This window comes from Pseudomonas sp. Y3 TE3536 (assembly GCF_053629175.1).
Window position 1 is genome coordinate 5,392,924 of sequence record NZ_JBRJHU010000001.1, and the last position, 18,912, is coordinate 5,411,835.

General features: G+C 63.8%; 18 protein-coding genes, 1 pseudogene and 1 riboswitch. Of the genes and pseudogenes, 14 read left to right on the forward strand and 5 right to left on the reverse strand.

Translation table 11 applies throughout. From position 1 onward, the window contains the following. Positions 1-175 precede the first annotated feature (175 nt). From AB7M33_RS24145 to AB7M33_RS24185, 9 genes are all read left to right on the forward strand, one after another. The gene (locus AB7M33_RS24145) at positions 176-1,510 is read left to right on the forward strand and encodes an LLM class flavin-dependent oxidoreductase (RefSeq protein ID WP_454243830.1); all 1,335 of its coding nucleotides are present in this window, start codon (positions 176-178) and stop codon (positions 1,508-1,510) included. 27 nt (positions 1,511-1,537) lie between these two features. Then, positions 1,538-2,638 carry an LLM class flavin-dependent oxidoreductase gene (locus AB7M33_RS24150; protein ID WP_274885244.1) on the forward strand — a complete coding sequence of 367 codons (1,101 nt, stop codon included), beginning with the start codon at positions 1,538-1,540 and terminating at the stop codon, positions 2,636-2,638. A gap of 279 nt (positions 2,639-2,917) precedes the next feature. Further along, positions 2,918-3,139, forward strand: a riboswitch (cobalamin riboswitch). 94 nt (positions 3,140-3,233) lie between these two features. Then, positions 3,234-3,419, forward strand: a complete 186-nt coding sequence (locus AB7M33_RS24155; protein ID WP_027593390.1) for a CbtB domain-containing protein — start codon at positions 3,234-3,236, stop codon at positions 3,417-3,419. A 9-nt stretch (positions 3,420-3,428) separates the two neighbouring features. Continuing rightward, entirely contained in the window at positions 3,429-4,121 is a 693-nt protein-coding gene (locus tag AB7M33_RS24160) for a CbtA family protein (RefSeq protein WP_027593391.1), read from the forward strand. 17 nt (positions 4,122-4,138) lie between these two features. Continuing rightward, a complete protein-coding gene (locus tag AB7M33_RS24165; RefSeq protein ID WP_454244254.1) occupies positions 4,139-4,531 on the forward strand; it encodes a cobalamin biosynthesis protein in 393 nt (130 codons plus the stop codon). Between the two features lie 32 nt (positions 4,532-4,563). Next, a complete protein-coding gene (cobM, locus tag AB7M33_RS24170; protein ID WP_454243831.1) occupies positions 4,564-5,316 on the forward strand; it encodes a precorrin-4 C(11)-methyltransferase in 753 nt (250 codons plus the stop codon). 65 nt (positions 5,317-5,381) lie between these two features. Next, positions 5,382-5,624, forward strand: a complete 243-nt coding sequence (locus AB7M33_RS24175) for a DUF1272 domain-containing protein (protein ID WP_027593394.1) — start codon at positions 5,382-5,384, stop codon at positions 5,622-5,624. A 221-nt stretch (positions 5,625-5,845) separates the two neighbouring features. Then, positions 5,846-6,460 (forward strand): response regulator transcription factor, encoded by a 615-nt coding sequence (locus AB7M33_RS24180; protein WP_027593395.1) that lies wholly within the window; start codon positions 5,846-5,848, stop codon positions 6,458-6,460. 11 nt (positions 6,461-6,471) lie between these two features. Beyond that, a complete protein-coding gene (locus tag AB7M33_RS24185) occupies positions 6,472-9,744 on the forward strand; it encodes a transporter substrate-binding domain-containing protein (protein ID WP_454243832.1) in 3,273 nt (1,090 codons plus the stop codon). On the opposite strand, the gene AB7M33_RS24190 is transcribed toward AB7M33_RS24185, so the two are convergent. From AB7M33_RS24190 to AB7M33_RS24200, 3 genes and pseudogenes are all read right to left on the reverse strand, one after another. Beyond that, positions 9,719-10,213, reverse strand: a complete 495-nt coding sequence (locus AB7M33_RS24190) for a methyl-accepting chemotaxis protein (RefSeq protein ID WP_371097432.1) — start codon at positions 10,211-10,213, stop codon at positions 9,719-9,721. The two genes, AB7M33_RS24185 and AB7M33_RS24190, sit on opposite strands and share 26 nt — an antisense overlap. 42 nt (positions 10,214-10,255) lie before the next feature. After that, positions 10,256-11,038, reverse strand: a pseudogene (locus tag AB7M33_RS24195) (PAS domain-containing protein); the annotation flags it as partial. Between the two features lie 116 nt (positions 11,039-11,154). After that, entirely contained in the window at positions 11,155-12,174 is a 1,020-nt protein-coding gene (locus tag AB7M33_RS24200; RefSeq protein ID WP_027593398.1) for an HTH-type transcriptional regulator GntR, read from the reverse strand. A 207-nt stretch (positions 12,175-12,381) separates the two neighbouring features. Between AB7M33_RS24200 and AB7M33_RS24205 the strand changes: the two genes are divergently transcribed. The 5 genes from AB7M33_RS24205 (at position 12,382) to AB7M33_RS24225 (ending at position 15,776) form a co-directional block, all read left to right on the forward strand. Beyond that, positions 12,382-12,921, forward strand: coding sequence for a gluconokinase (locus tag AB7M33_RS24205; RefSeq protein WP_265969333.1), 540 nt, complete (start codon positions 12,382-12,384; stop codon positions 12,919-12,921). A gap of 112 nt (positions 12,922-13,033) precedes the next feature. After that, entirely contained in the window at positions 13,034-14,386 is a 1,353-nt protein-coding gene (locus tag AB7M33_RS24210; protein WP_027593400.1) for a GntP family permease, read from the forward strand. A gap of 92 nt (positions 14,387-14,478) precedes the next feature. Next, positions 14,479-14,769 (forward strand): hypothetical protein, encoded by a 291-nt coding sequence (locus tag AB7M33_RS24215; protein ID WP_454243833.1) that lies wholly within the window; start codon positions 14,479-14,481, stop codon positions 14,767-14,769. A gap of 104 nt (positions 14,770-14,873) precedes the next feature. Beyond that, positions 14,874-15,104 carry a hypothetical protein gene (locus tag AB7M33_RS24220; protein ID WP_454244255.1) on the forward strand — a complete coding sequence of 77 codons (231 nt, stop codon included), beginning with the start codon at positions 14,874-14,876 and terminating at the stop codon, positions 15,102-15,104. A 372-nt stretch (positions 15,105-15,476) separates the two neighbouring features. After that, a complete protein-coding gene (locus AB7M33_RS24225) occupies positions 15,477-15,776 on the forward strand; it encodes a hypothetical protein (RefSeq protein ID WP_454243834.1) in 300 nt (99 codons plus the stop codon). Positions 15,777-15,916: 140 nt separating this feature from the next. Here the strand turns inward: AB7M33_RS24225 and AB7M33_RS24230 are convergent, their stop codons facing one another. Together AB7M33_RS24230 and AB7M33_RS24235 are read right to left on the reverse strand one after the other, a co-directional pair. Then, a complete protein-coding gene (locus tag AB7M33_RS24230; RefSeq protein ID WP_099429220.1) occupies positions 15,917-17,344 on the reverse strand; it encodes a sigma-54-dependent transcriptional regulator in 1,428 nt (475 codons plus the stop codon). Beyond that, positions 17,313-18,806, reverse strand: coding sequence for a sensor histidine kinase (locus AB7M33_RS24235; RefSeq protein ID WP_238213730.1), 1,494 nt, complete (start codon positions 18,804-18,806; stop codon positions 17,313-17,315). The genes AB7M33_RS24230 and AB7M33_RS24235 overlap by 32 nt, the downstream gene beginning before the upstream one ends. Positions 18,807-18,912 lie beyond the last annotated feature (106 nt).

The window sequence follows — 18,912 nt, forward strand, 5'->3', positions numbered from 1 at the left end:
GCTAAGGTCACTCCAGACCGACCCCATTCCTGGCGGAGGCCGTCCATCACGACCTCGCCAGGAGCCTTGCACGCATGACCCTTCCCTATCACCCACCCTGCTTCGCCGGCGCCCCCGCGCGCGGTGACGCATGGCGGTATCGATTCCATTTGCAGCACAACCCACAGGTATTCCCATGAGCAAACGACAGATCCGCCTGGGCGCCATGATCCATGGCGTCGGCCACGGCTGGGGCGAATGGCGCCACCCTCAGGCGCTTGCCGATGCCAGCGTCAATTTTGGTTTCTACAAACAGCAGGCGAAGTTGGCCGAGGCAGCGAAGTTCGACTTCGCCTTCATCGCCGACAGCCTGCACATCCACACCCGCTCCAGCCCTCACTACCTCAACCGTTTCGAGCCTCTGACCATCCTCTCGGCATTGGCTGCAGTGACCGAGCACATCGGCCTGGTGGCCACGGTCACCGTCAGCTACACCGAGCCGTTCCAGGTGGCGCGCCAGTTCGCCTCGCTGGACCTGATCAGCGGCGGGCGCGCCGGCTGGAACGTGGTCACTTCGTGGCTTTCCGGTACAGCCGACAATTTCGGCAAGGCCGAACACCCGCCCCATGCTGTGCGCTACAGAATCGCTCGCGAGCACGTGGATGTGGTCAAGGGGTTGTGGGACTCGTGGGAAGACGACGCCTTCACCCGTGACAAACAAAGCGGGCAGTTCTTCGACCCGGCCAAGCTGCACACCCTGGGCCACCAGGGCGAGTTCTTCAAGGTCAAGGGCCCGCTGAACATCCAACGTTCACCGCAGGGCCAACCGCTGATCTTCCAGGCTGGCGTGTCAGAAGAAGGTCGCAATTTCGCGGCACAGAACGCCGACGCCCTCTTCGTCAGCCCCGAGTCGTTCGACGACGCCCATGCCTATTACCAAGACCTCAAGCAACGCGCCTCACGCCATGGTCGCAACCCCGACGCGCTGTTCATCCTGCCCGGCATCCGCCCTATCGTTGGCCGTGACGCCGAGGAAGTCGAGCAGCGCTACCAGCAGGCTGTGGACCTGGTGAGCATCGAGGACGCACTGGTCGCCCTTGGCCGCCCGTTCAACGACTACGACTTCAGCCAGCATGACCTGGACGCGCCCTTCCCCGACCTCGGCACTTTAGGCAACGACAGCCACAAGGGCACCTCGGACCAGCTCAAGCAACTGGCCCGCGACGAAGGCCTGACCCTTCGCCAATTGGCGCTGCGCTTCTCGCGCCCACGCCGCGACTTCGTCGGCACCCCGCAACAGGTGGCCGATGCCCTGCAGCACTGGTTCGAACAGGGCGCCGCCGACGGTTTCATCATCAACGCGCTGCTCCCCGACGGCCTGCAGTCCTTCACCGAGCAGGTGGTGCCGCTGCTGCAGGCCCGTGGCCTGGTGCGCAGCGCGTACACCGGCACCACCCTGCGTGACAACTTCGGCCTCAGCGTGCCGGAAAACCGCAACACCCAGCGCCGCACCCAGCCGGCCGTTGCCTGAGCCCACCCCAACAAGGAGTTCTGTTCCATGAGCCTCGAATTCATTGGCCTCATCGGCCCCCAGGAAGGTAGCGAATCACAGGCACCACGCGGCCCGCTGGTCGACCTTGACTTCATCAAGGCATTTTCCCAAGCCCAGGAGTACGGCGGCTTCGACAAGGCGCTGCTGGCGGTCAACACCAGCGCACCCGACTCGCTGATCCTGGCCAGCTACGTCGCTGCGTTGACCGAGCGCATCGGCTTGCTGGTCGCGCACCGCCCGGGCTTTCAGGCCCCGACCTTCGCCGCTCGCCAGTTCGCCACGCTTGACCAGTTGAGCCGTGGTCGCGCCTCGATCAACGTCATCACCGGCGGCGACAGCGGCGACCTGCAGCGCGACGGCGACTTCCTCGACAAGGACGCCCGCTATGCCCGTACCGACGAGTACCTGCAGGTGCTGCGCGACACCTGGACCCGCACCGAACCGTTCGACCATAACGGCACGCACTACCGGGTGGAAGACAACCTGACCCTGGTCAAGCCCGTGCAGCAGTTGCCCATCTACTTCTCCGGTGCTTCGGATGCAGCCGTCGAAGTGGCCGCCAAGCATGCCGATGTGTACATGATGTGGGGCGAACCGCTGGAGCAGGTGCGCGAGCGTATTGCCAAGGTGCGCAAGGCTGCAGCCCGTTATGGGCGTGAAAAGCACATCCGCTTCAGCCTGTCGCTGCGGCCGATCCTGGGGGCTACCGAGGAGCAAGCCTGGGCCCGTGCCGAGCGCATTCTGGCCGATGCCCAGACGCGCATCGGCATCCGCCAGGGCAACCGCCGCGAAAAGAACTTCGGCAAGAGCAACGCCGGCTCAGAGCGCCTGGTGCAGTTGGCCAGCCAGCGCAAGGTGCATGACACCCGGCTGTGGACCGAGATTGCCGCGTTGGGCGGCGGTGCGGGCAACTCGACGTCGCTGGTAGGGACGGCGGACCAAGTGGCTGAGGCGGCGCTGGCGTACTACGACCTGGGGGTTAGCACCTTCCTGTTCCGCGGGTTCGATCAGTTGCGCGATGCGGTGGAGTATGGCCAGGAACTGATTCCGCGGATTCGTGGGTTGGTGGCGCAGCGGGAGGCTGGGCGTAGCGCGCGGACGGCTTAGTGCATGGCTGGATTTTTTTGGCGCCTATGAGACCGAGCGCCGCCCGCGCGGCGCTTCGCAGCACAAGGCTGCTCCCACATCTGTTTCGGGCCAATTATTCCTGTGACATGTCTTGGCGCCCACTTCGATGTAGGAGCAGCCTTGTGCTGCGAAGCGCCGCGCAGGCGGCGCTCGACCTCCCAGGCACTGCAAAACCCGAAAATTGCTGGCCTACAACTTCTGAAATACTTTTCACGCGCACACCGCTGTGCAATTGACGGAAAACCTGCCTCGTGGTCTCCTAATGCCTCGCGTTCAGGTGCCCCTCAGGGGGTGAAACGGGAAACCGGTGCGTCGCAAGCCCTCGACCAGGGCCCGACCAAGCCGGTGCTGCCCCCGCAACGGTAAGCGAGCGAAGCGTCTAGACCACTGTGCCGCGTCATCTGGCATGGGAAGGGGCGCTTTTCAGGAGCCCTGCTCCTCCTCGTGAGCCCGGAGACCGGCCTGACGTTCATGAACACCCCGCGGTGGGCGGGCGCTGTCGCATTCCCCTGGGCGGATCACGTTCGGGGCTGCCGCGCTTGCCCGTTGCCCACAAAAAGCAGAGGAACGCGTCATGCCCGTCACCAGCGCCAAACACAGCATTGCCACCCCCGTCACCCTCAGTCAGCGTGTCGTCATCGCCGTCGGCGCCAGCCTGCTGGGCCTGTGCCTGGTGTACTTTGCCGGCTTCTCGCACATCGAAGCCGTGCACAACGCGGCGCACGACACCCGCCACAGCGCCGCCTTCCCCTGCCACTGAGTACGCCCCATGATCATGCGCATTGCCCGTACCGCGGGCTTCAGCGGGCTGCTTGCGGCCTTGCTGCTGACCCTGCTGCAAAGCTTCTGGGTTGCCCCGTTGATCCTTGAAGCGGAAACCTACGAATCCGCAGCCCCTGTTGCCGAGCATCACGAACACGGCGCCGAAGGGGCCGCGGCCCATGAACACAGCGCCGAAGCCTGGTCGCCTGAAGACGGCTGGCAACGCGTGCTGTCCACCACCGGGGGCAACCTGGTGGTAGCGGTAGGCTTCGCGCTGATACTGGTCGCCCTGTACAGCCTGCGTGAACCGAAGCGCGCGGGCACCGGCGCCCTGTGGGGCCTGGCGGGGTTCGCCGTGTTCTGCCTGGCCCCTACCCTGGGCCTGCCGCCAGAGCTGCCGGGCACCGCTGCCGCTGACCTGGGGCAACGCCAGGCCTGGTGGATCGGCACCGCAAGCGCTACCGCACTGGGCCTGGCCCTGTTGGTATTTGCCCGCCACTGGCTGGTTAAAGCGCTAGGCGCCGTGCTGCTGGTACTGCCGCATGTCATCGGTGCACCGCAACCCGAGGTGCATCAAAGCCTCGCGCCTGAAGCCCTGGAAGCCCAGTTCAAGGTCGCCAGCTGGCTGACCAACGCCGCCTTCTGGCTGGCCCTGGGCCTGCTCAGCGCGTGGCTGTACCGCCGCTCCAGTCAGGCCTGATGGTTTTAGACGCTACCCTGCCGGCGCTGTACGCCGGCTTTGGCTGCCGCCGGGGTTGCCCGGCGGACACCCTCGAAAACCTGCTGCGCCAAGCCTTGGCTGACCATGGCTTGGCGCTTTCAGCACTGCGCGGTATCGCCAGCATCGCCCTCAAGGCCGACGAACCTGGCCTGCAGCAACTGGCCAAACGCCTTGGCCTGCCCTTGCTGCTGTACGATGCCGGGCAACTTCTGCCCTACGAACCCTTGCTCAGCCATCGCTCGGCCGTCGCCCATGCACACAGCGGTTGTTGGGGCGTCGCAGAAAGCGCGGCGCTGGCCATGGCCAGCCAGCACCTCGGCACGGCCCGGCTGCGGGTCACACGCCAAGTGATCGGGCCGGCTACTCTGGCCCTGGCCTGCGGGCGATAATCGCAGCATCCCTTTCATTGCAAGGACTTTCCATGACGGTCTACTTCATCGGCGCCGGCCCCGGCGACCCGGAACTGATCACGGTCAAGGGCCAGCGCCTGATCCGCCAGTGCCCAGTGATCATCTATGCCGGCTCGCTGGTACCCGCGGCTGTGCTCGAAGGCCACCAGGCCGTGACCGTGATCAACAGCGCCGAGCTGCACTTGGAACAGATCATCAGTGCCATGCGCACGGCACACGCGCACGGCCAGGACGTGGCCCGCGTGCACAGCGGTGACCCGAGCCTGTATGGCGCAATCGGCGAGCAAATCCGCCACCTGCGTGAGCTGGGCATCGACTACCAGATCATCCCAGGCGTCACCGCCACTGCCGCCAGTGCGGCCTTACTAGGCTGCGAGCTGACCCTGCCACAGGTGTCGCAAACGGTGATTCTCACGCGCTTTGGCGACACTTCGCCGATGCCGCCCGGCGAGCAACTGGCCGACCTGGCGCGCCATGGCAGCACCTTGGCCATCCACCTGGGCGTAAAAAACTTGCCGCGTATTGTCAGCGAACTGTTGCCGCACTACGGCCCGCAATGCCCAGTTGCCGTGGTCCATCGCGCCACCTGGCCGGACCAGGACTGGGTGCGGGGCACCCTTGACGACATCGTCGAGCGCGTGGCGCTTAAGGATTTTCGCCGCACGGCGCTGATTCTTGTCGGCCATGTGCTGGGTGACACGCCTTTCGCCGAGTCGGCCTTGTACCGTGCCGGGCACGCGCACCTCTATCGCCCTGGCGACTGAGCATTGCCAGCGTTAGCGCAGGCGTAGCAGACTCAAGGTTCCCCCTGCCACCTGGAGCTACGCCAATGCTGGAATTACGACCCAATTGCGAGTGCTGCGACGCTGACCTGCCGGGTGATAGCCCAGACGCCTTGATCTGCTCCTTCGAATGCACCTTCTGCCGTGCCTGCGCCGACACCCGCCTGCACGGCCGCTGCCCCAACTGCTCCGGCCAGTTGCTGGCACGCCCGCCACGGGTCGGCCAAGCACTGGCCAACAACCCCGCCTCGACCCAGCGCGTGCGCAAACCTCACACCGCTTGCGCCTAACGGCCTTGTGCAAATAGGCATCGCCACGCCACGCGGGCGGTGCCTATCCCTGTTTTTGTAGGAATTTTCAACAACACCTACAGGGTTATTCAACAACTCTATACTCGGCATTACCAAACGTAGGGAATGGCCGTATCTTGCAGCGCTTCCGATAAACCCCCTTGCAGACGTATTCCTGAGTGTTCCAGGAAGCGGACCACAGCCCTACAGGAGTTTTCTTCATGACTACCGTCCTGATCGTCGACGACCACCCTATTGTCCGACTCTCCCTGCGCCTGCTGCTCGAGCGGGAGCGCTTTCACGTCGTGGGTGAAGTTGCCAATGGCAGCGAAGTGGCTCAGGCAGCACGCGAATTGCGGCCGGACGTGGTGCTGCTGGACATCGGTTTGCCCGGCCTGGACGGCATGGAGGTCATCAAACGGCTTCAGTGCCTGGAGCCAGTGCCCAAAATCATGGTGCTGACCGGGCAGGCCACCGACCTGTACGTGAGGCGCTGCCTGGATGCCGGCATCGGTGCCTTCGTCACCAAGGACGAAGACCACGAGGCCCTGCTGTTCGCGCTCAAGGCCTTGGTAAAAGGCTATTCGACCTTCCCGCAGATGTCGGTCAACAGCAATTCGCTGGAGAGCGAACCGACACGCCTGGCCAGCTTGTCCAACCGCGAAATGGAAGTGTTGCGGCGCCTGGCGCGCGGTGAAAACAACAAGAATATAGGCACCTGCATGAACCTCAGTGCCAAAACCATCAGCACCTACCGGGGCCGAATCATGGAAAAGCTCAAGACAGAATCGTTGGTAGAAATGGTCGATCTGGCCAAACGCAACAGCGTTTACTGAGCCCAGCCGCCATGACGCGCCTGCTGGCGAGCATCCTGTTGGCCATTGGCATGGCCAGTTCCCCTGGGTTGTTCGCCGACAGCGAACCACGGCAACTGCTAGCGCGCTCGATCAGCGCCGCGCCGCCCCTGCAACTGAGCGACCAGGACCGCCACTGGCTGCAGCAGCGCGGCCAGCTGGTACTGGGCAGCTCCCGGCCTGACTACCCGCCGTTCGAAATCAACATCAGCGAACGTGATTACGAAGGCCTGAGCGCCGACTATGCAGGCATCATCGCCGAGCAGTTGGGGATCCCGGTCGTAGTACGACGCTTCGACAACCGGCACGCAGCCATCGCCGCGCTGCGCGAGGGCCGCATCGACCTGCTCGGCAGCTCCAACGCCTTCGAGGCGGCGGATGCCCATTTGGGCCTCAGTTCGCCCTACGCCGACGACCTGCCGGTCATCGTCACCCGCGAAGGCCGCACCCTGAAAAACGCCCTCGACCTGGACGGCCTGCGCCTGGCCATGGTCGACCACTACCTGCCCGCCAGCGCCGTGCGCTCGCTGTACCCCAAAGCGCAATTGAGCCTGTACCGCTCGACCCTGGCTGGCCTTGCCGCGGTCGATCTGGGTGAGGCCGACGCCTACCTGGGCGATGCCATCAGCACCGACTTCTTTATTGGCAAGAGTTACCAGGGCACCTTGAAGATCGACCATTTCTGCCAGGTGGCGCCGGGTGCCTTTGCGTTTGCCATGGCTGACGACAACCCCCGTTTGCGCGGGTTGGTCAACCAGGCCTTGGCCAGAATCACCGAGAGCGAGCGCCTGACCATTCTGCGCCGCTGGACCAGCGGTAACACCAGCCTGCTGCTGGAGCGCCACCTGACCGCCTTGACCGCCGAAGAGGCCGCCTGGATCGCCCACAACCCGACCGTCAAGGTACTGGTCAACACCTCACTGGCACCGCTGACGTTCAACGATGCGCAGCACCGTACCAACGGCATCACCTTGGAGCTGCTCAAGCAGATTTCCCTGCGCACGGGCCTGCACTTCAAACCGATCGAGAGCCAGTCGGCGCAGGCGATGATCGAGCGCCTGGCGCGCGGCGACGCGCAGATGATCGGTGCGCTGGGCTACGGCACCGAGCGTGCCAAACAGCTGCGCTTCACCCGCCCGTACCTGGTCAGCCCTAGGGTATTGGTGACCCGCAACGACGCCACCTCATCGGCGCAGGCCAAAGCCCTCGATGGCCAGCGCGTCGCCCTGGTACGTGGCTCGCCACAGCGCGCAGAACTGCAGCGCCGCTTCCCTCGCGCCAAGGTGGTCGAAGTGGACAACCCCCTCGGCCTGATGGAGGCGGTGGCCAGTGGCGCCGCCGACGTGGCCCTGAGCAACTACATCAACGCCACCTACTACATCAACCATGTGTTCAAGGACCAATTGCGCATTGCCAGCGTGCTGGACGACAGCCCAGCCATCGCGGCATTTGCCGTGGCCCCGGACCAACCTCAGCTGCAGGCCATACTCGACAAGGCGCTGCTGAGCATCCCCCCCGAAGAACTGGACCAACTGATCAACCGCTGGCGCACCAGCACGCTGGTCAGTGACAGCCCATGGCGCGACTACCGCACGCTGGCGCTACAAGTGCTGGTGCTGTCCGCCCTGCTGTTGGCCGGGGTGGTGTTCTGGAACACCTACCTGCGCAAACTCATCCATCAGCGCACCGACGCCCAGCATGCCCTGCAAGCCCAGCTAGCCTTGAGCCGCGGCCTGCTCGAACAGCTGCGCCAGGCCAAGGACGATGCCGAACAGGCCAGCCAGACCAAAAGCACCTTCCTGGCCACCATGAGCCATGAAATCCGCACACCGATGAATGCGGTGATCGGCCTGCTCGAACTGGCCCTGGAAGACAGCCGCGCCGGCCGCTGTGATACCCAGACCCTGCAGACAGCCCACGACTCGGCCATTGGCCTGCTGGAGTTGATCGGCGACATCCTCGACATCTCGCGCATCGAGTCCGGGCACATGACCCTGCAGCCGGTGCCGACCAACCTGGTCGACCTGGTGCGCAACACGCTGCGGGTATTCGAAGGCAATGCGCGGATCAAAGGCCTGCACCTGCACAGCGCGCTGCCTACCTCACCTGGCTGGGTCATGGCAGACCCTTTGCGGCTCAAGCAGGTACTGTCCAACCTGATCAGCAACGCCATCAAGTTCACCGAGCGCGGCGAAGTGCACGTCAGCCTTATTCTGTCGCCCGCCGACGCAAAGAGCGACCTGCAGGTCGAACTCTGTGTACGCGACACCGGCATTGGGATCAGCCCTAAAGACCAGGCCCGGCTGTTCAATGCCTTCGCCCAGGCCGATGGCCCGCGGGCACGCCAGGGCGCCGGGCTGGGTCTGGTGATCAGCCGCACCCTGGCCGAATTGATGGGCGGCACGCTGAGCCTGCACAGCGTCGAAGGCGTGGGCAGCAAGGTGCAAGTCTGCCTGCAGTTGCCCGCCAGCCAAGCCCCCGCGCCTGCCGAACAGCGCGCCCCAGTGCTGGAAGCCAGCAGCGGGCCGCTGAACATTCTGGTGGTCGACGACTACCCCGCCAACCTGCTGTTACTGGAGCGGCAACTGCACACATTGGGGCATCGCGTCACCCTCGCTGAAAACGGCGAAGCCGCGCTGGCCCGGTGGCAGGCAGCGCGCTTCGACCTGGTGATTACCGACTGCAGCATGCCAATCATGGACGGCCACGAACTGACCCGCCGCATACGCAAGCTGGAACACGAGGGCGAGTTGATGGCCTGTAAGATCCTCGGCGTCACCGCCAACGCGCAGGCCGAGGAACGTGCCCGCTGCCTGGCCAGTGGCATGGACGAATGCCTGTTCAAGCCGATTGGCCTGCAAACCCTGAAAAACCACCTGCCCCAGGCCAGCACGCACACACCGCCTGTGCAGGCCCAAGGCAGCGGTTTCAACCTGAGCGAGCTGCGCCACCTGACTCAGGACGACGAACAGCTCACCCGGCACCTGCTCGAACAGCTGTCACAAAGCGCCAGTGAAGATTTGGCCGCCCTGTGTGCACTCGGGCCAGAGGCGGATAGCGACGCCGTGCGCGCCTTGGCCCACCGCATCAAGGGTGGGGCAAAAATGCTCAAGATGCGCACGCTGGTCAAGCACTGCGAAGCCATCGAACAGGCGCAGGCCCAAGGGCTGCCAACGGCTGAACTGCGCCAGCAACTGCAAGCCAGCATGCAGGCCCTGTTGCACGAACTCAGTGCCGCCCTCAGTGCAATTGCAACGTCGAGTTGATCTGGCTGATTGCATCGACCACGTGGCGTGACCCTTGCTGGATTTCCATGATCACCGTGCCGGCCTCGTTGGCCAGGGCCACGCCGTGGCCGGTACGCGTCAGGCTCGACTGCATGCTCGCCACCGCCAACAGCGACAGGTCATGGTTTTGCCGCACCACATCGACGATCTCCAAGGTGGCTTTGCTGGTACGCGCCGCCAGGTTGCGCACTTCATCGGCGACCACGGCAAAACCGCGCCCATGTTCGCCAGCGCGCGCGGCCTCAATGGCCGCGTTCAATGCCAGCAGGTTGGTCTGGTCGGCGATGCCGCGAATGGTCAACACGATCTGCCCTATCACGTCCGACTGCTTGCTGACTGCATCGATACTGCGTGCGGCGTCATTGAGCTCCTGGGAAATCTGTTCGATCACCTGCACCGCCTGCTGTACCACCTCGGTGCCCTTGCGGGCGCAGGCATCGGTTTGCATGGAGCTGGCGTGGGCGGCATCGGCGGCACTTTGCTGGGTGCAGACCTGGCTGGTGATGTCGCTGGCGAACTTCACCACCTTGTACAGCCGGCCCTTGCTGTCGAAGATCGGGTTGTAGGAGGCTTCGAGAAAGACCGTCTGGCCTTGCTTGTTGATGCGCTCGAAGCGGTGCGAATGGTATTCCCCGCGGTTGAGCGAGGCCCAGAATTCACGGTACGCCGACGACTCCCGCTCCTGGGGCAGGCAGAACAGCCCGTGGTGGCGCCCGACCACCTCTTCCAGGCGGTAGCCCATGGTGGTGAGAAAGTTCTGGTTGGCCTTGATCACCCGCCCGGCAGGGGTGAACTCGATCACCGCCATGGAGCGGCCGATGGCCTTGAGCAGGCTCTCGCTCTCGTGCTCCTGCATAACGCGCTGGCTGATGTCCGACGCCACCTTGATCACGCTGGTGACCTGGCGCTGCTCATCCAGCACCGGCATGTAGCTGGCTTCGAGCCAAACCTCCCGCCCTGCCTTGTCGACGCGCTCGAAGGTCCCGCTGATGGCCTTGCCCTGCCCCAATTCACGCCAAAGCTGCTGATACTCGGCCGTCTTGACGTAGGCCGGGTCGCAAAACAACCGATGGTGCTTGCCGCGTAGCTCTTCGACGCTGTAACCCATGGCCTGGCAGAAACGCTCGTTGGCGTCGAGAATGGTGCCGTCGGGCGCGAACTCGATCATCGCCATCGAACGGCTGATTGCCGCCAGTTTCGCTTGCGCGCTGGCCAGTGCCTGGTGACTACGCTGAATCTCGACCAAGTCGGACTTGCGATGGAAATCGAACATGACGCCGGGCTCCTTTATGCGCGGGGTGTCCTGAGCATAGATGGGCAACTGCGCCGTGCAAGCACATTGATATCACTTTGTAATTAACACCCTAAGCGCTACTCAGGCACCGCGTGTCACGAGCTTTCGCGCACCATCAACTCGAAACCAAGGTCTTGCTGCTCAGTGGCCACCCGCTTGCCGTCAAGCAACGCCAGCAGGGCCTGCGCGGCGCCCCGACCAACGGCAGCCCGCGGCGTGCGAATAGAGGTCAGCCGCGGGACCATGTGCGCAGAAGCGGGCAAGTCGTTGAAGCCGACCATCGCCACCTCGCGGGGTACTTCCACGCCCTGGCGCAGTGCCTGCAGGACCGCACCCTGGGCCAGGTCGTCGTTGCAGAAGAAGATACCGTCGACATCCGGCGCCTGTTGCATCAGCTGGCTGAACAACGCACTGCCCAGGGCGATCGAGGAAGGCTCCGGTGCAAGGATTTCCAGCTCCGTCGACTGCAGCCCTGCCTCGGCGAGGGCTTGGCGGAAGCCTTCGGCACGCTGCATCACCCGTGGGTCGAGCTGCGCGGCAATGAACGCCAGCCGGCGCCGCCCACGCTCGATCAAGTGCCTGGCCGCAGCGCGCCCGGCCTGTTGCTGCGAGAAGCCCACCGACAACGCACCCGCCTCGCCGCCCAGCTCCATCATGTGCACGCAGGGCACGCCACTGGCCGCCAGCATCTGCCGCGCGGCGTCACTGCGCTCGAAACCGGTCAGCAGCATGCCGCAAGGCTGGTAGGCCAAGTAGTTGCGGATCAGGTTTTCTTCTTCGGCAATGTCGTAGTGATAGTTACCGATCAACACCTCAAGCCCTCGCGGGCGCATCACCTCGTGAATGGCTTCGAGGGTGTCGATGAACAACTGGTTGGACAACGACGGGATCAGTACCACCACCGACTGGCTGCGCGCCGAAGCCAGTGCGCGGGCTGCCGGGTTGGCGACATAGCCCAGGCTGGCCGCAGCAGCGGCAACCTTTTCCACCAGCGCCGGGGCAACCGTGCTGACGCCGCGCAAGGCGCGGGATGCGGTGATCGGGGAAACCCCGGAAAGCCTGGCGACTTCTGCCAGGGTAGGACGACCGGTGGTGCGAGAGCCTGTGCGGGACATGGATGTTGTAATTTTACTACTTGCCAAGGGAGGGGAACGGCCACTAAGGTAGCGCTGTCTCAGGACGCAGGCAATGTAATCTTTGGTAGCGGTTCCACGTGCACTGTGCCAAGCGTCCATACTGCGTAAGGACAAGACCAATAACACCGGGGAGGTGGCTGTTCGTCAACGACGAGACAGCGCTATCTCACCCCGCAGGAGGTACTGATGAATTCTCCCCTGTCCGCCATTGTGGTGATGGGCGTGGCTGGCTGCGGCAAAAGCTGCGTCGGCGCTGCCATCGCTGCCAGAAGCGGCGGCCGCCTGATCGAAGGCGACGCTTTCCACCCTGCCGAAAACATCCGCAAGATGAGCGCTGGCATCCCCCTGGACGATAACGACCGAGCCGGCTGGCTGGTGCGCCTGGGCCAGGAATTGCAAGCCACGGTGCAGTCGGGCGAACGCCCGATCCTGACCTGCTCGGCACTCAAGCGCCGTTACCGCGAAACGTTGCGCGCGTCCATGCCGGGCCTGGCGTTCGTGTTCCTGGAGCTGACCCCTGCCGAAGCCGAAAAGCGGGTCTTGGCGCGCCCTGGGCATTTCATGCCGGCGAGCCTCATCGACAGCCAGTTCGCGGCCCTCGAATCGCCGAATGGCGAGCCACGGACCTTGTCACTGGACGCCACCCAGGCCATCGATGCCTTGGCTAATACGGTAGACACCTGGCTAAAGCCTTGCGGTGAGCGGGACCTGGCGCAAACCGCCTGAACCTGGCGGTTTATCCGGCTCACCCAAGACAGCGCTGTCTCGACCAATGAAAGCGCCTGAAAGTTCCATAACGTTACGCCCAAAACAACGATAAGACCGAGGCATTAAAACCATGTTCGGACTGGCTACTGATACCTTCCTGCTGCTCGACGCACTGGTCACCATCGTCGGGCTGATCCTGCTGATCACCCATTTCAAAGTGCACCCCTTCGTCGCCCTCACCCTCGCGGCCGGCTTCCTCGGCCTCACCTCCGGCATGCCGGTGGCCAAGGTGATGAAATCGTTCCAGGACGGTTTTGGCGGCGTGCTGGGCTTCGTCGGTATCGTCCTCGCGCTGGGCACCATGCTCGGCAAGCTGATGGCCGACTCCGGCGGCGCCGACCAGATCGCCCAGACCCTGATCCGCGCCTTCGGCAAGAAGAACGTGCACTGGGCCATGATGTTCGCCGCCTTCCTGGTTGGTATTCCGCTGTTCTTCGAGATCGGCTTCGTGTTGCTGATCCCGTTGGTGTTCATCGTCGCCCGGCGCTCCGGCGTTTCGCTGGTGAAAATCGGCATACCGCTGCTGGCCGGCCTGTCCGTGGTTCACGGCCTGGTGCCGCCGCACCCGGGGCCGTTGCTGGCGATCGGCATCTTCCATGCCGACATCGGCAAGACCATCTTCTACGGCCTGATCGTCGCGCTGCCCACCGCGATCATTGCCGGCCCGCTGTTCGGTAACTTCATTTCACGCTACATCCCGGGCAACCCGTCCCAGGAGCTGATGGACCAGATCGCCAAGGAGTCCGACCAGGGCAACCTGCCGAGCTTCACCATCACGTTGGTCACGGTACTGCTGCCAGTGGCGTTGATGCTGCTCAAGACCTTCGCCGACGTCGTCCTGCCGGCCGAGCACATCGTGCGCCAATGGATGGACCTGATCGGCCACCCCATCACCGCCCTGCTCGCTGCGTTGCTGCTGGCCTTCTACACCTTCGGCGCGGCGCGTGGCTTCAACCGCCAGCAGATCATGAAGATGCTCGACCAGAGCCTGGCGCCCACCGCCGCCATCGTGCTGATCGTCGGTGCCGGTGGCGGCTTCAAGCAGATGCTGGTGGATACCGGTGTCGGCAACGTGATCGGGCAGATGGCCGTGCAGGCCGAAATCTCGCCGATCATGCTGGCCTGGCTGGTGGCGGCGGTGATCCGCATTGCCACGGGTTCGGCGACGGTCGCGACCATCACGGGCGCGGGCATCGTGGCACCGGTGATCGACCTGGTGCCTGGGGTCAACCGTGAGCTGCTGGTGCTGGCCACTGGCGCCGGCTCGCTGATCCTGTCACACGTCAACGATGCCGGGTTCTGGCTGGTGAAACAGTACTTCAACATGACCGTGGCCGAGACCTTCAAGACCTGGAGCATGATGGAGACCATCCTTTCGGTGGTCGGCATCATCTTCATCATGTTGCTGTCGATGGTGGTGTGACCGTTGATCGGGGTGGGGGCACCAGGTGCGGGCTTGATGGCCCAATCGAAATAGAAGCCTTGCCCCCATCCCGATGCAAAGGAGCCTGCCCCATGATCCGCCCCTTCCTGCTTGCAGCCGTACTGGTTTCACCGCTGGCCCTGGCGGTCGGCACTGGGCCCACCTACCCCGACGACCCACACAACCCAGCGCCGACACCGGGTGTAGACAGCACGCTCAACCCGATTGAAAAGCCGATGCCACGCGACACCGACCCGCGGATCGAGGGCAATGACCCCGAGAGCCCGCCAGCCACCCAGAATGATGGGCGGTATTTGCCAGGGATGGATGGCAGTGGCTCGGAAGGTGCTGGGCGCCAAGGCACGAGCACGGGCAACCCTTGAGCCCCTGTAGGAGCAGCCTTGTGCTGCGAAGAGGCCGGCGCCAGCAGCGAAGATTCACTGTGTAGTTGCCGGCCTCTTCGCAGCACAAGGCTGCTCCTACCCAGATCGCGCATGGCCGAAGCTCACCACTGCCGCTTGTCAGGCGCCGACACCGTGTAGACAGCACGCTCAACCCGATTGAAAAGCCGATGCCACGCGACACCGACCCGCGGATCGGGGGCAACGACCCCGAGAGCCCGCCGGCCACCCAGAATGATGGGCGGGATTTGCCAGGGATGGATGGCAGTGGCTCGGAAGGTGCTGGGCGCCAAGGCACGAGCACGGGCAACCCTTGAGCCCCCGTAGGAGCAGCCTTGTGCTGCGAAGAGGCCGGTGCAAGCAGCGAAGATTCACTGTGTAGTTGCCGACCTCTTCGCAGCACAAGGCTGCTCCTACCCAGATCGCGCATGGCCGAAGCTCACCACTGCCGCTTGTCAGGCGCCGACACCGTGTAGACAGCACGCTCAACCCGATTGAAAAGCCGATGCCACGCGACACCGACCCGCGGATCGGGGGCAACGACCCCGAGAGCCCGCCGGCCACCCAGAATGATGGGCGGGATTTGCCAGGGATGGATGGCAGTGGCTCGGAAGGTGCTGGGCGCCAAGGCACGAGCACGGGCAACCCTTGAGCCCCCGTAGGAGCAGCCTTGTGCTGCGAAGAGGCCGGTGCAAGCAGCGAAGATTCACTGTGTAGTTGCCGACCTCTTCGCAGCACAAGGCTGCTCCTACCCAGATCGCGCATGGCCGAAGCTCACCACTGCCGCTTGTCAGGCGCCGACACCGGGCGTAGACAGCACGCTCAACCCGATTGAAAAGCCGATGCCACGCGACACCGACCCGCGGATCGAGGGCAACGACCCCGAGAGCCCGCCGGCCACCCAGAATGATGGGCGGGATTTGCCAGGGATGGATGGCAGTGGCTCGGAAGGTACTGGGCGCCAAGGCACGAGCACGGGCAACCCTTGAGCCCCTGTAGGAGCAGCCTTGTGCTGCGAAGAGGCCGGCAATTACACAGTGAATCTTCGCTGCTAGTACCGGCCTCTTCGCAGCACAAGGCTGCTCCTACACAGATCGTACCCAGATCGCGCATGGCCGAAGCCGTGAGGTCACCACTGCCGCTTGTCTGGCCTGGTCAACCCCAGCTTTTCGATCCGGTAACGCAGCATATCCCGCGACAGCCCCAGCATCCGCGCCGACTTGGTCACATTCCAGTCAGTCCGGTCCAGGGTCTTGCACACCAAATCCCGCTCCATGTCCGGCAGGCTGGTACCCGGTTCTGGCTCATGCCGTGGCATCTCGAATACTGCAGGTGCCTGTTGCTGTATCAGCGGCTCGTCGATCAGCGTCATGCACAGGTTCAACTGATGCGATTGCACCACCTCATTGGGTGCCAGCAATACCGTCTGCTCCAGCATGTTGCGCAGTTCGCGCACGTTGCCAGGCCAGCTGTAGCCCAGCATCAGGGCCTCTGCCTCGGCGGAAAAGCGCAAATTCGGCTTGCCATAGCGCCGCCCGTGGTGCGCTAAAAAATGCCTGGCCAACAGCAGGATATCCTGCCCCCGGGCATACAGCCGCGGCACCTTCAAGGCGATGATGCGTAGCCGGAAGAACAGGTCGCGGCGGAACTTGCCTTGCTGCACCATCTGTTCGAGGTTGCAGTTGGTAGCGCTGATCACCCGCAAGTCGACCTTGCGCTCCTTGACCGCGCCAATGCGGCGGATGCTGCGATCCTCCAGCAGTTTGAGCAGCTTGGCCTGCAGCACAAGGTCCATCTCGCCGATTTCATCGAGGAACAGCGTGCCACCATCTGCGGCCTCGACCAGGCCTACGCGACGCTCCTTGGCATCGGTGAACGCGCCTTTTTCATGGCCAAACAACTCCGCCTCCAGCAAGTTGGCCGGGATCGATGCGCAGTTGAATTCGATGAATGGGCCCTTGCTGCGCGAGCCATCAAAATGCAGGGCCCGGGCTACCAGTTCCTTACCAGTACCGGTCTCGCCCTCGACCAACACCGGCGGCAGGTCGTCGCTGGCCATGCGCCGCTCGGCGTCCAGCACCTGGCGCAGGGTGTGCTTGAGGCTGTGCATCACCGGCGACTCGCCAATCAGTGCCTGCAGCCCGGACTTCTGCGCCTCGCGCTCCTGGTAGAACGACAAGGTGCGCTCCATCCGTTCAGCCGCCAGGGCCTTGTCCAGGGTCAGTTTAAGCTCGGCCAGCACCACCGGCTTGGTCAGGTAATGAAAGGCGCCCTCCTTCATCGCCTGTACCGCGTCTTCGACATTGCCATAGCCCGTCATCATGATGACCTTGAGCGCCGGCGCCTGCGCCACCAGCACGCGCAACAGGTCATGCCCACTCATGCCTGGCAACGAGTTGTCGGTCAGCACCGCATCGGGCTGGGCCTGCTTGATCTGCTCCAGCGCAAGCTCCGCGCTGTGGCAGACCGTCACCTCGTAACCCTTGAGGCTCAGGTAGGTGCGTATGTTGTCAGCAAGGATTTCATCATCCTCGACTACCAGGATGCTGTGTTCCATGGTCCCCTCCCGCTGCGATATTGAAAGTAAGGCTTACGCGGGTTCCTTCCTCTTCGCGGCTGCTCAGGCTGACCGAGCCGCCAAAACGCTCCATGATGCGTTGCACCAGGGCCAGGCCTACACCGAGGCCGCCCTGCTTGGTGGTGAAGAACGGCTTGAACACCATCCGTTCCTGCTGTTGGCTCATGCCCTTGCCGGTATCGCTGAGCAGCAGCACGGCGCGTTGGCCGTCCTGCACGCTCACTTCTGCGCGCAGCACACCGCCTGCCGGCATGGCTTCAAGGGCATTGGAAAACAAGCTGTTGAGGATTTGCGTCAGCTGCAGCGGTTGGCTGGCCACACACTGCACGTCGGGGCCCTCGTAGCAGAACTGCACGCCGTTGCGCGCCATCTGCTGGGCGAAGGCCAGGTGGGTGTCCTCGATGGACGCGACCAGGTCCACGGCCTCGGGCTCGTCACTGGTCGGGCGCAACGACACCAGCAAGTCGCGCACCCAACGTGACATGCGGTCGACCTGGCTGATGATGTCGGTGATGTTCTTTTGTGCGGTGGGGTTGGCGATCTCCTGGGCCAGTTCGGCGCTGGAGCGGATGTTGGCCAATGGGTTGCGCAGGCTGTGGGCCACCGCAGAGGACATTTCGCCCAGTGCCACGTAGGTTTCACTGGCTACCAGGCGGTCTTGCTGCTGGTTGAGCATCAGCGCTGCCCGGCGCACGATCCAGAACAGGCCAAAGTAAATCAGCGCGCCACCCACCAGGGTCGAGGCCCAGATCAGTACATAACCGCGCTGGATACGCCGGATCAGGTCCTGCGGCTCCTTGTAGATTTCCACCATCGACAGCACCTGCTCGCCCTGGCTGTCGAACAGCGGGATGTAGTTCTCGATGAACAGGTACTTGGGTTCGCGCAGAAACTTCTGTTCTTCACGGTCGTCCTCGGCTTGGTGGTAGCTGGCAGACACCGCTTTGCGCGAACGGAACGCGCGCTCCAGGTCGCCATCCTCCTCGATCCGCTCGCCAATCAACTGAGGGTTGGTGGACCAGACAATGGTCCGGTCGCGGGCGTAGACGTTGGCCAACAGGGTATCGGGCAGGTGTTCGACGTGGTCGAGGAATTCGACACGGGTCGATTCGGCCAACGCCGGGGTGAACTGCAGGTGCTGCAGGTCCAGGCGCGGATCGAGCAGTTCGCCCATGGTGGTGCCCGGCGGCAGTTGCGAATGGCGGACCTCGGCTTGGGCCATGGCCTGGATGAATTGGGCGGTGAGCATGGCATCGCGCTCCACGCTGTCGCGCACCACGAAGCGCGTCGACACATAGCCCAAGCCACCGGCCACCGAGGCGATGATCAGCAGGCTGATGATCGAAAACCAACGCAACAGGTTGAACTCGCGCAATGGCGCCGCAAAACCACTGGTGGCCGCAGACGCTTTGTCGGGCACTTCGTTTTCCAGCATCTGCATTGAGGGGTTCCCGCGCTGGGCGTCCGTTCTGAAGCGCCCCCTTGCCACGATTAGTAGCAATTTAATGGCACTTCACCCAGGTCGCCAAGGCGACCCGTTGTTGCCA

Coding starts and splice junctions, on each gene's coding strand:
- AB7M33_RS24145 (WP_454243830.1), top strand. CDS start 176: ATGAGCAAACGACAGATCCGCCTGGGCGCCATGATCCATGGCGTCGGC.
- AB7M33_RS24150 (WP_274885244.1), top strand. CDS start 1,538: ATGAGCCTCGAATTCATTGGCCTCATCGGCCCCCAGGAAGGTAGCGAA.
- AB7M33_RS24155 (WP_027593390.1), top strand. CDS start 3,234: ATGCCCGTCACCAGCGCCAAACACAGCATTGCCACCCCCGTCACCCTC.
- AB7M33_RS24160 (WP_027593391.1), top strand. CDS start 3,429: ATGATCATGCGCATTGCCCGTACCGCGGGCTTCAGCGGGCTGCTTGCG.
- cobM (WP_454243831.1), top strand. CDS start 4,564: ATGACGGTCTACTTCATCGGCGCCGGCCCCGGCGACCCGGAACTGATC.
- AB7M33_RS24175 (WP_027593394.1), top strand. CDS start 5,382: ATGCTGGAATTACGACCCAATTGCGAGTGCTGCGACGCTGACCTGCCG.
- AB7M33_RS24180 (WP_027593395.1), top strand. CDS start 5,846: ATGACTACCGTCCTGATCGTCGACGACCACCCTATTGTCCGACTCTCC.
- AB7M33_RS24185 (WP_454243832.1), top strand. CDS start 6,472: ATGACGCGCCTGCTGGCGAGCATCCTGTTGGCCATTGGCATGGCCAGT.
- AB7M33_RS24190 (WP_371097432.1), bottom strand. CDS start 10,213: ATGCAAACCGATGCCTGCGCCCGCAAGGGCACCGAGGTGGTACAGCAG.
- AB7M33_RS24200 (WP_027593398.1), bottom strand. CDS start 12,174: ATGTCCCGCACAGGCTCTCGCACCACCGGTCGTCCTACCCTGGCAGAA.
- AB7M33_RS24205 (WP_265969333.1), top strand. CDS start 12,382: ATGAATTCTCCCCTGTCCGCCATTGTGGTGATGGGCGTGGCTGGCTGC.
- AB7M33_RS24210 (WP_027593400.1), top strand. CDS start 13,034: ATGTTCGGACTGGCTACTGATACCTTCCTGCTGCTCGACGCACTGGTC.
- AB7M33_RS24215 (WP_454243833.1), top strand. CDS start 14,479: ATGATCCGCCCCTTCCTGCTTGCAGCCGTACTGGTTTCACCGCTGGCC.
- AB7M33_RS24230 (WP_099429220.1), bottom strand. CDS start 17,344: ATGGAACACAGCATCCTGGTAGTCGAGGATGATGAAATCCTTGCTGAC.
- AB7M33_RS24235 (WP_238213730.1), bottom strand. CDS start 18,806: ATGCAGATGCTGGAAAACGAAGTGCCCGACAAAGCGTCTGCGGCCACC.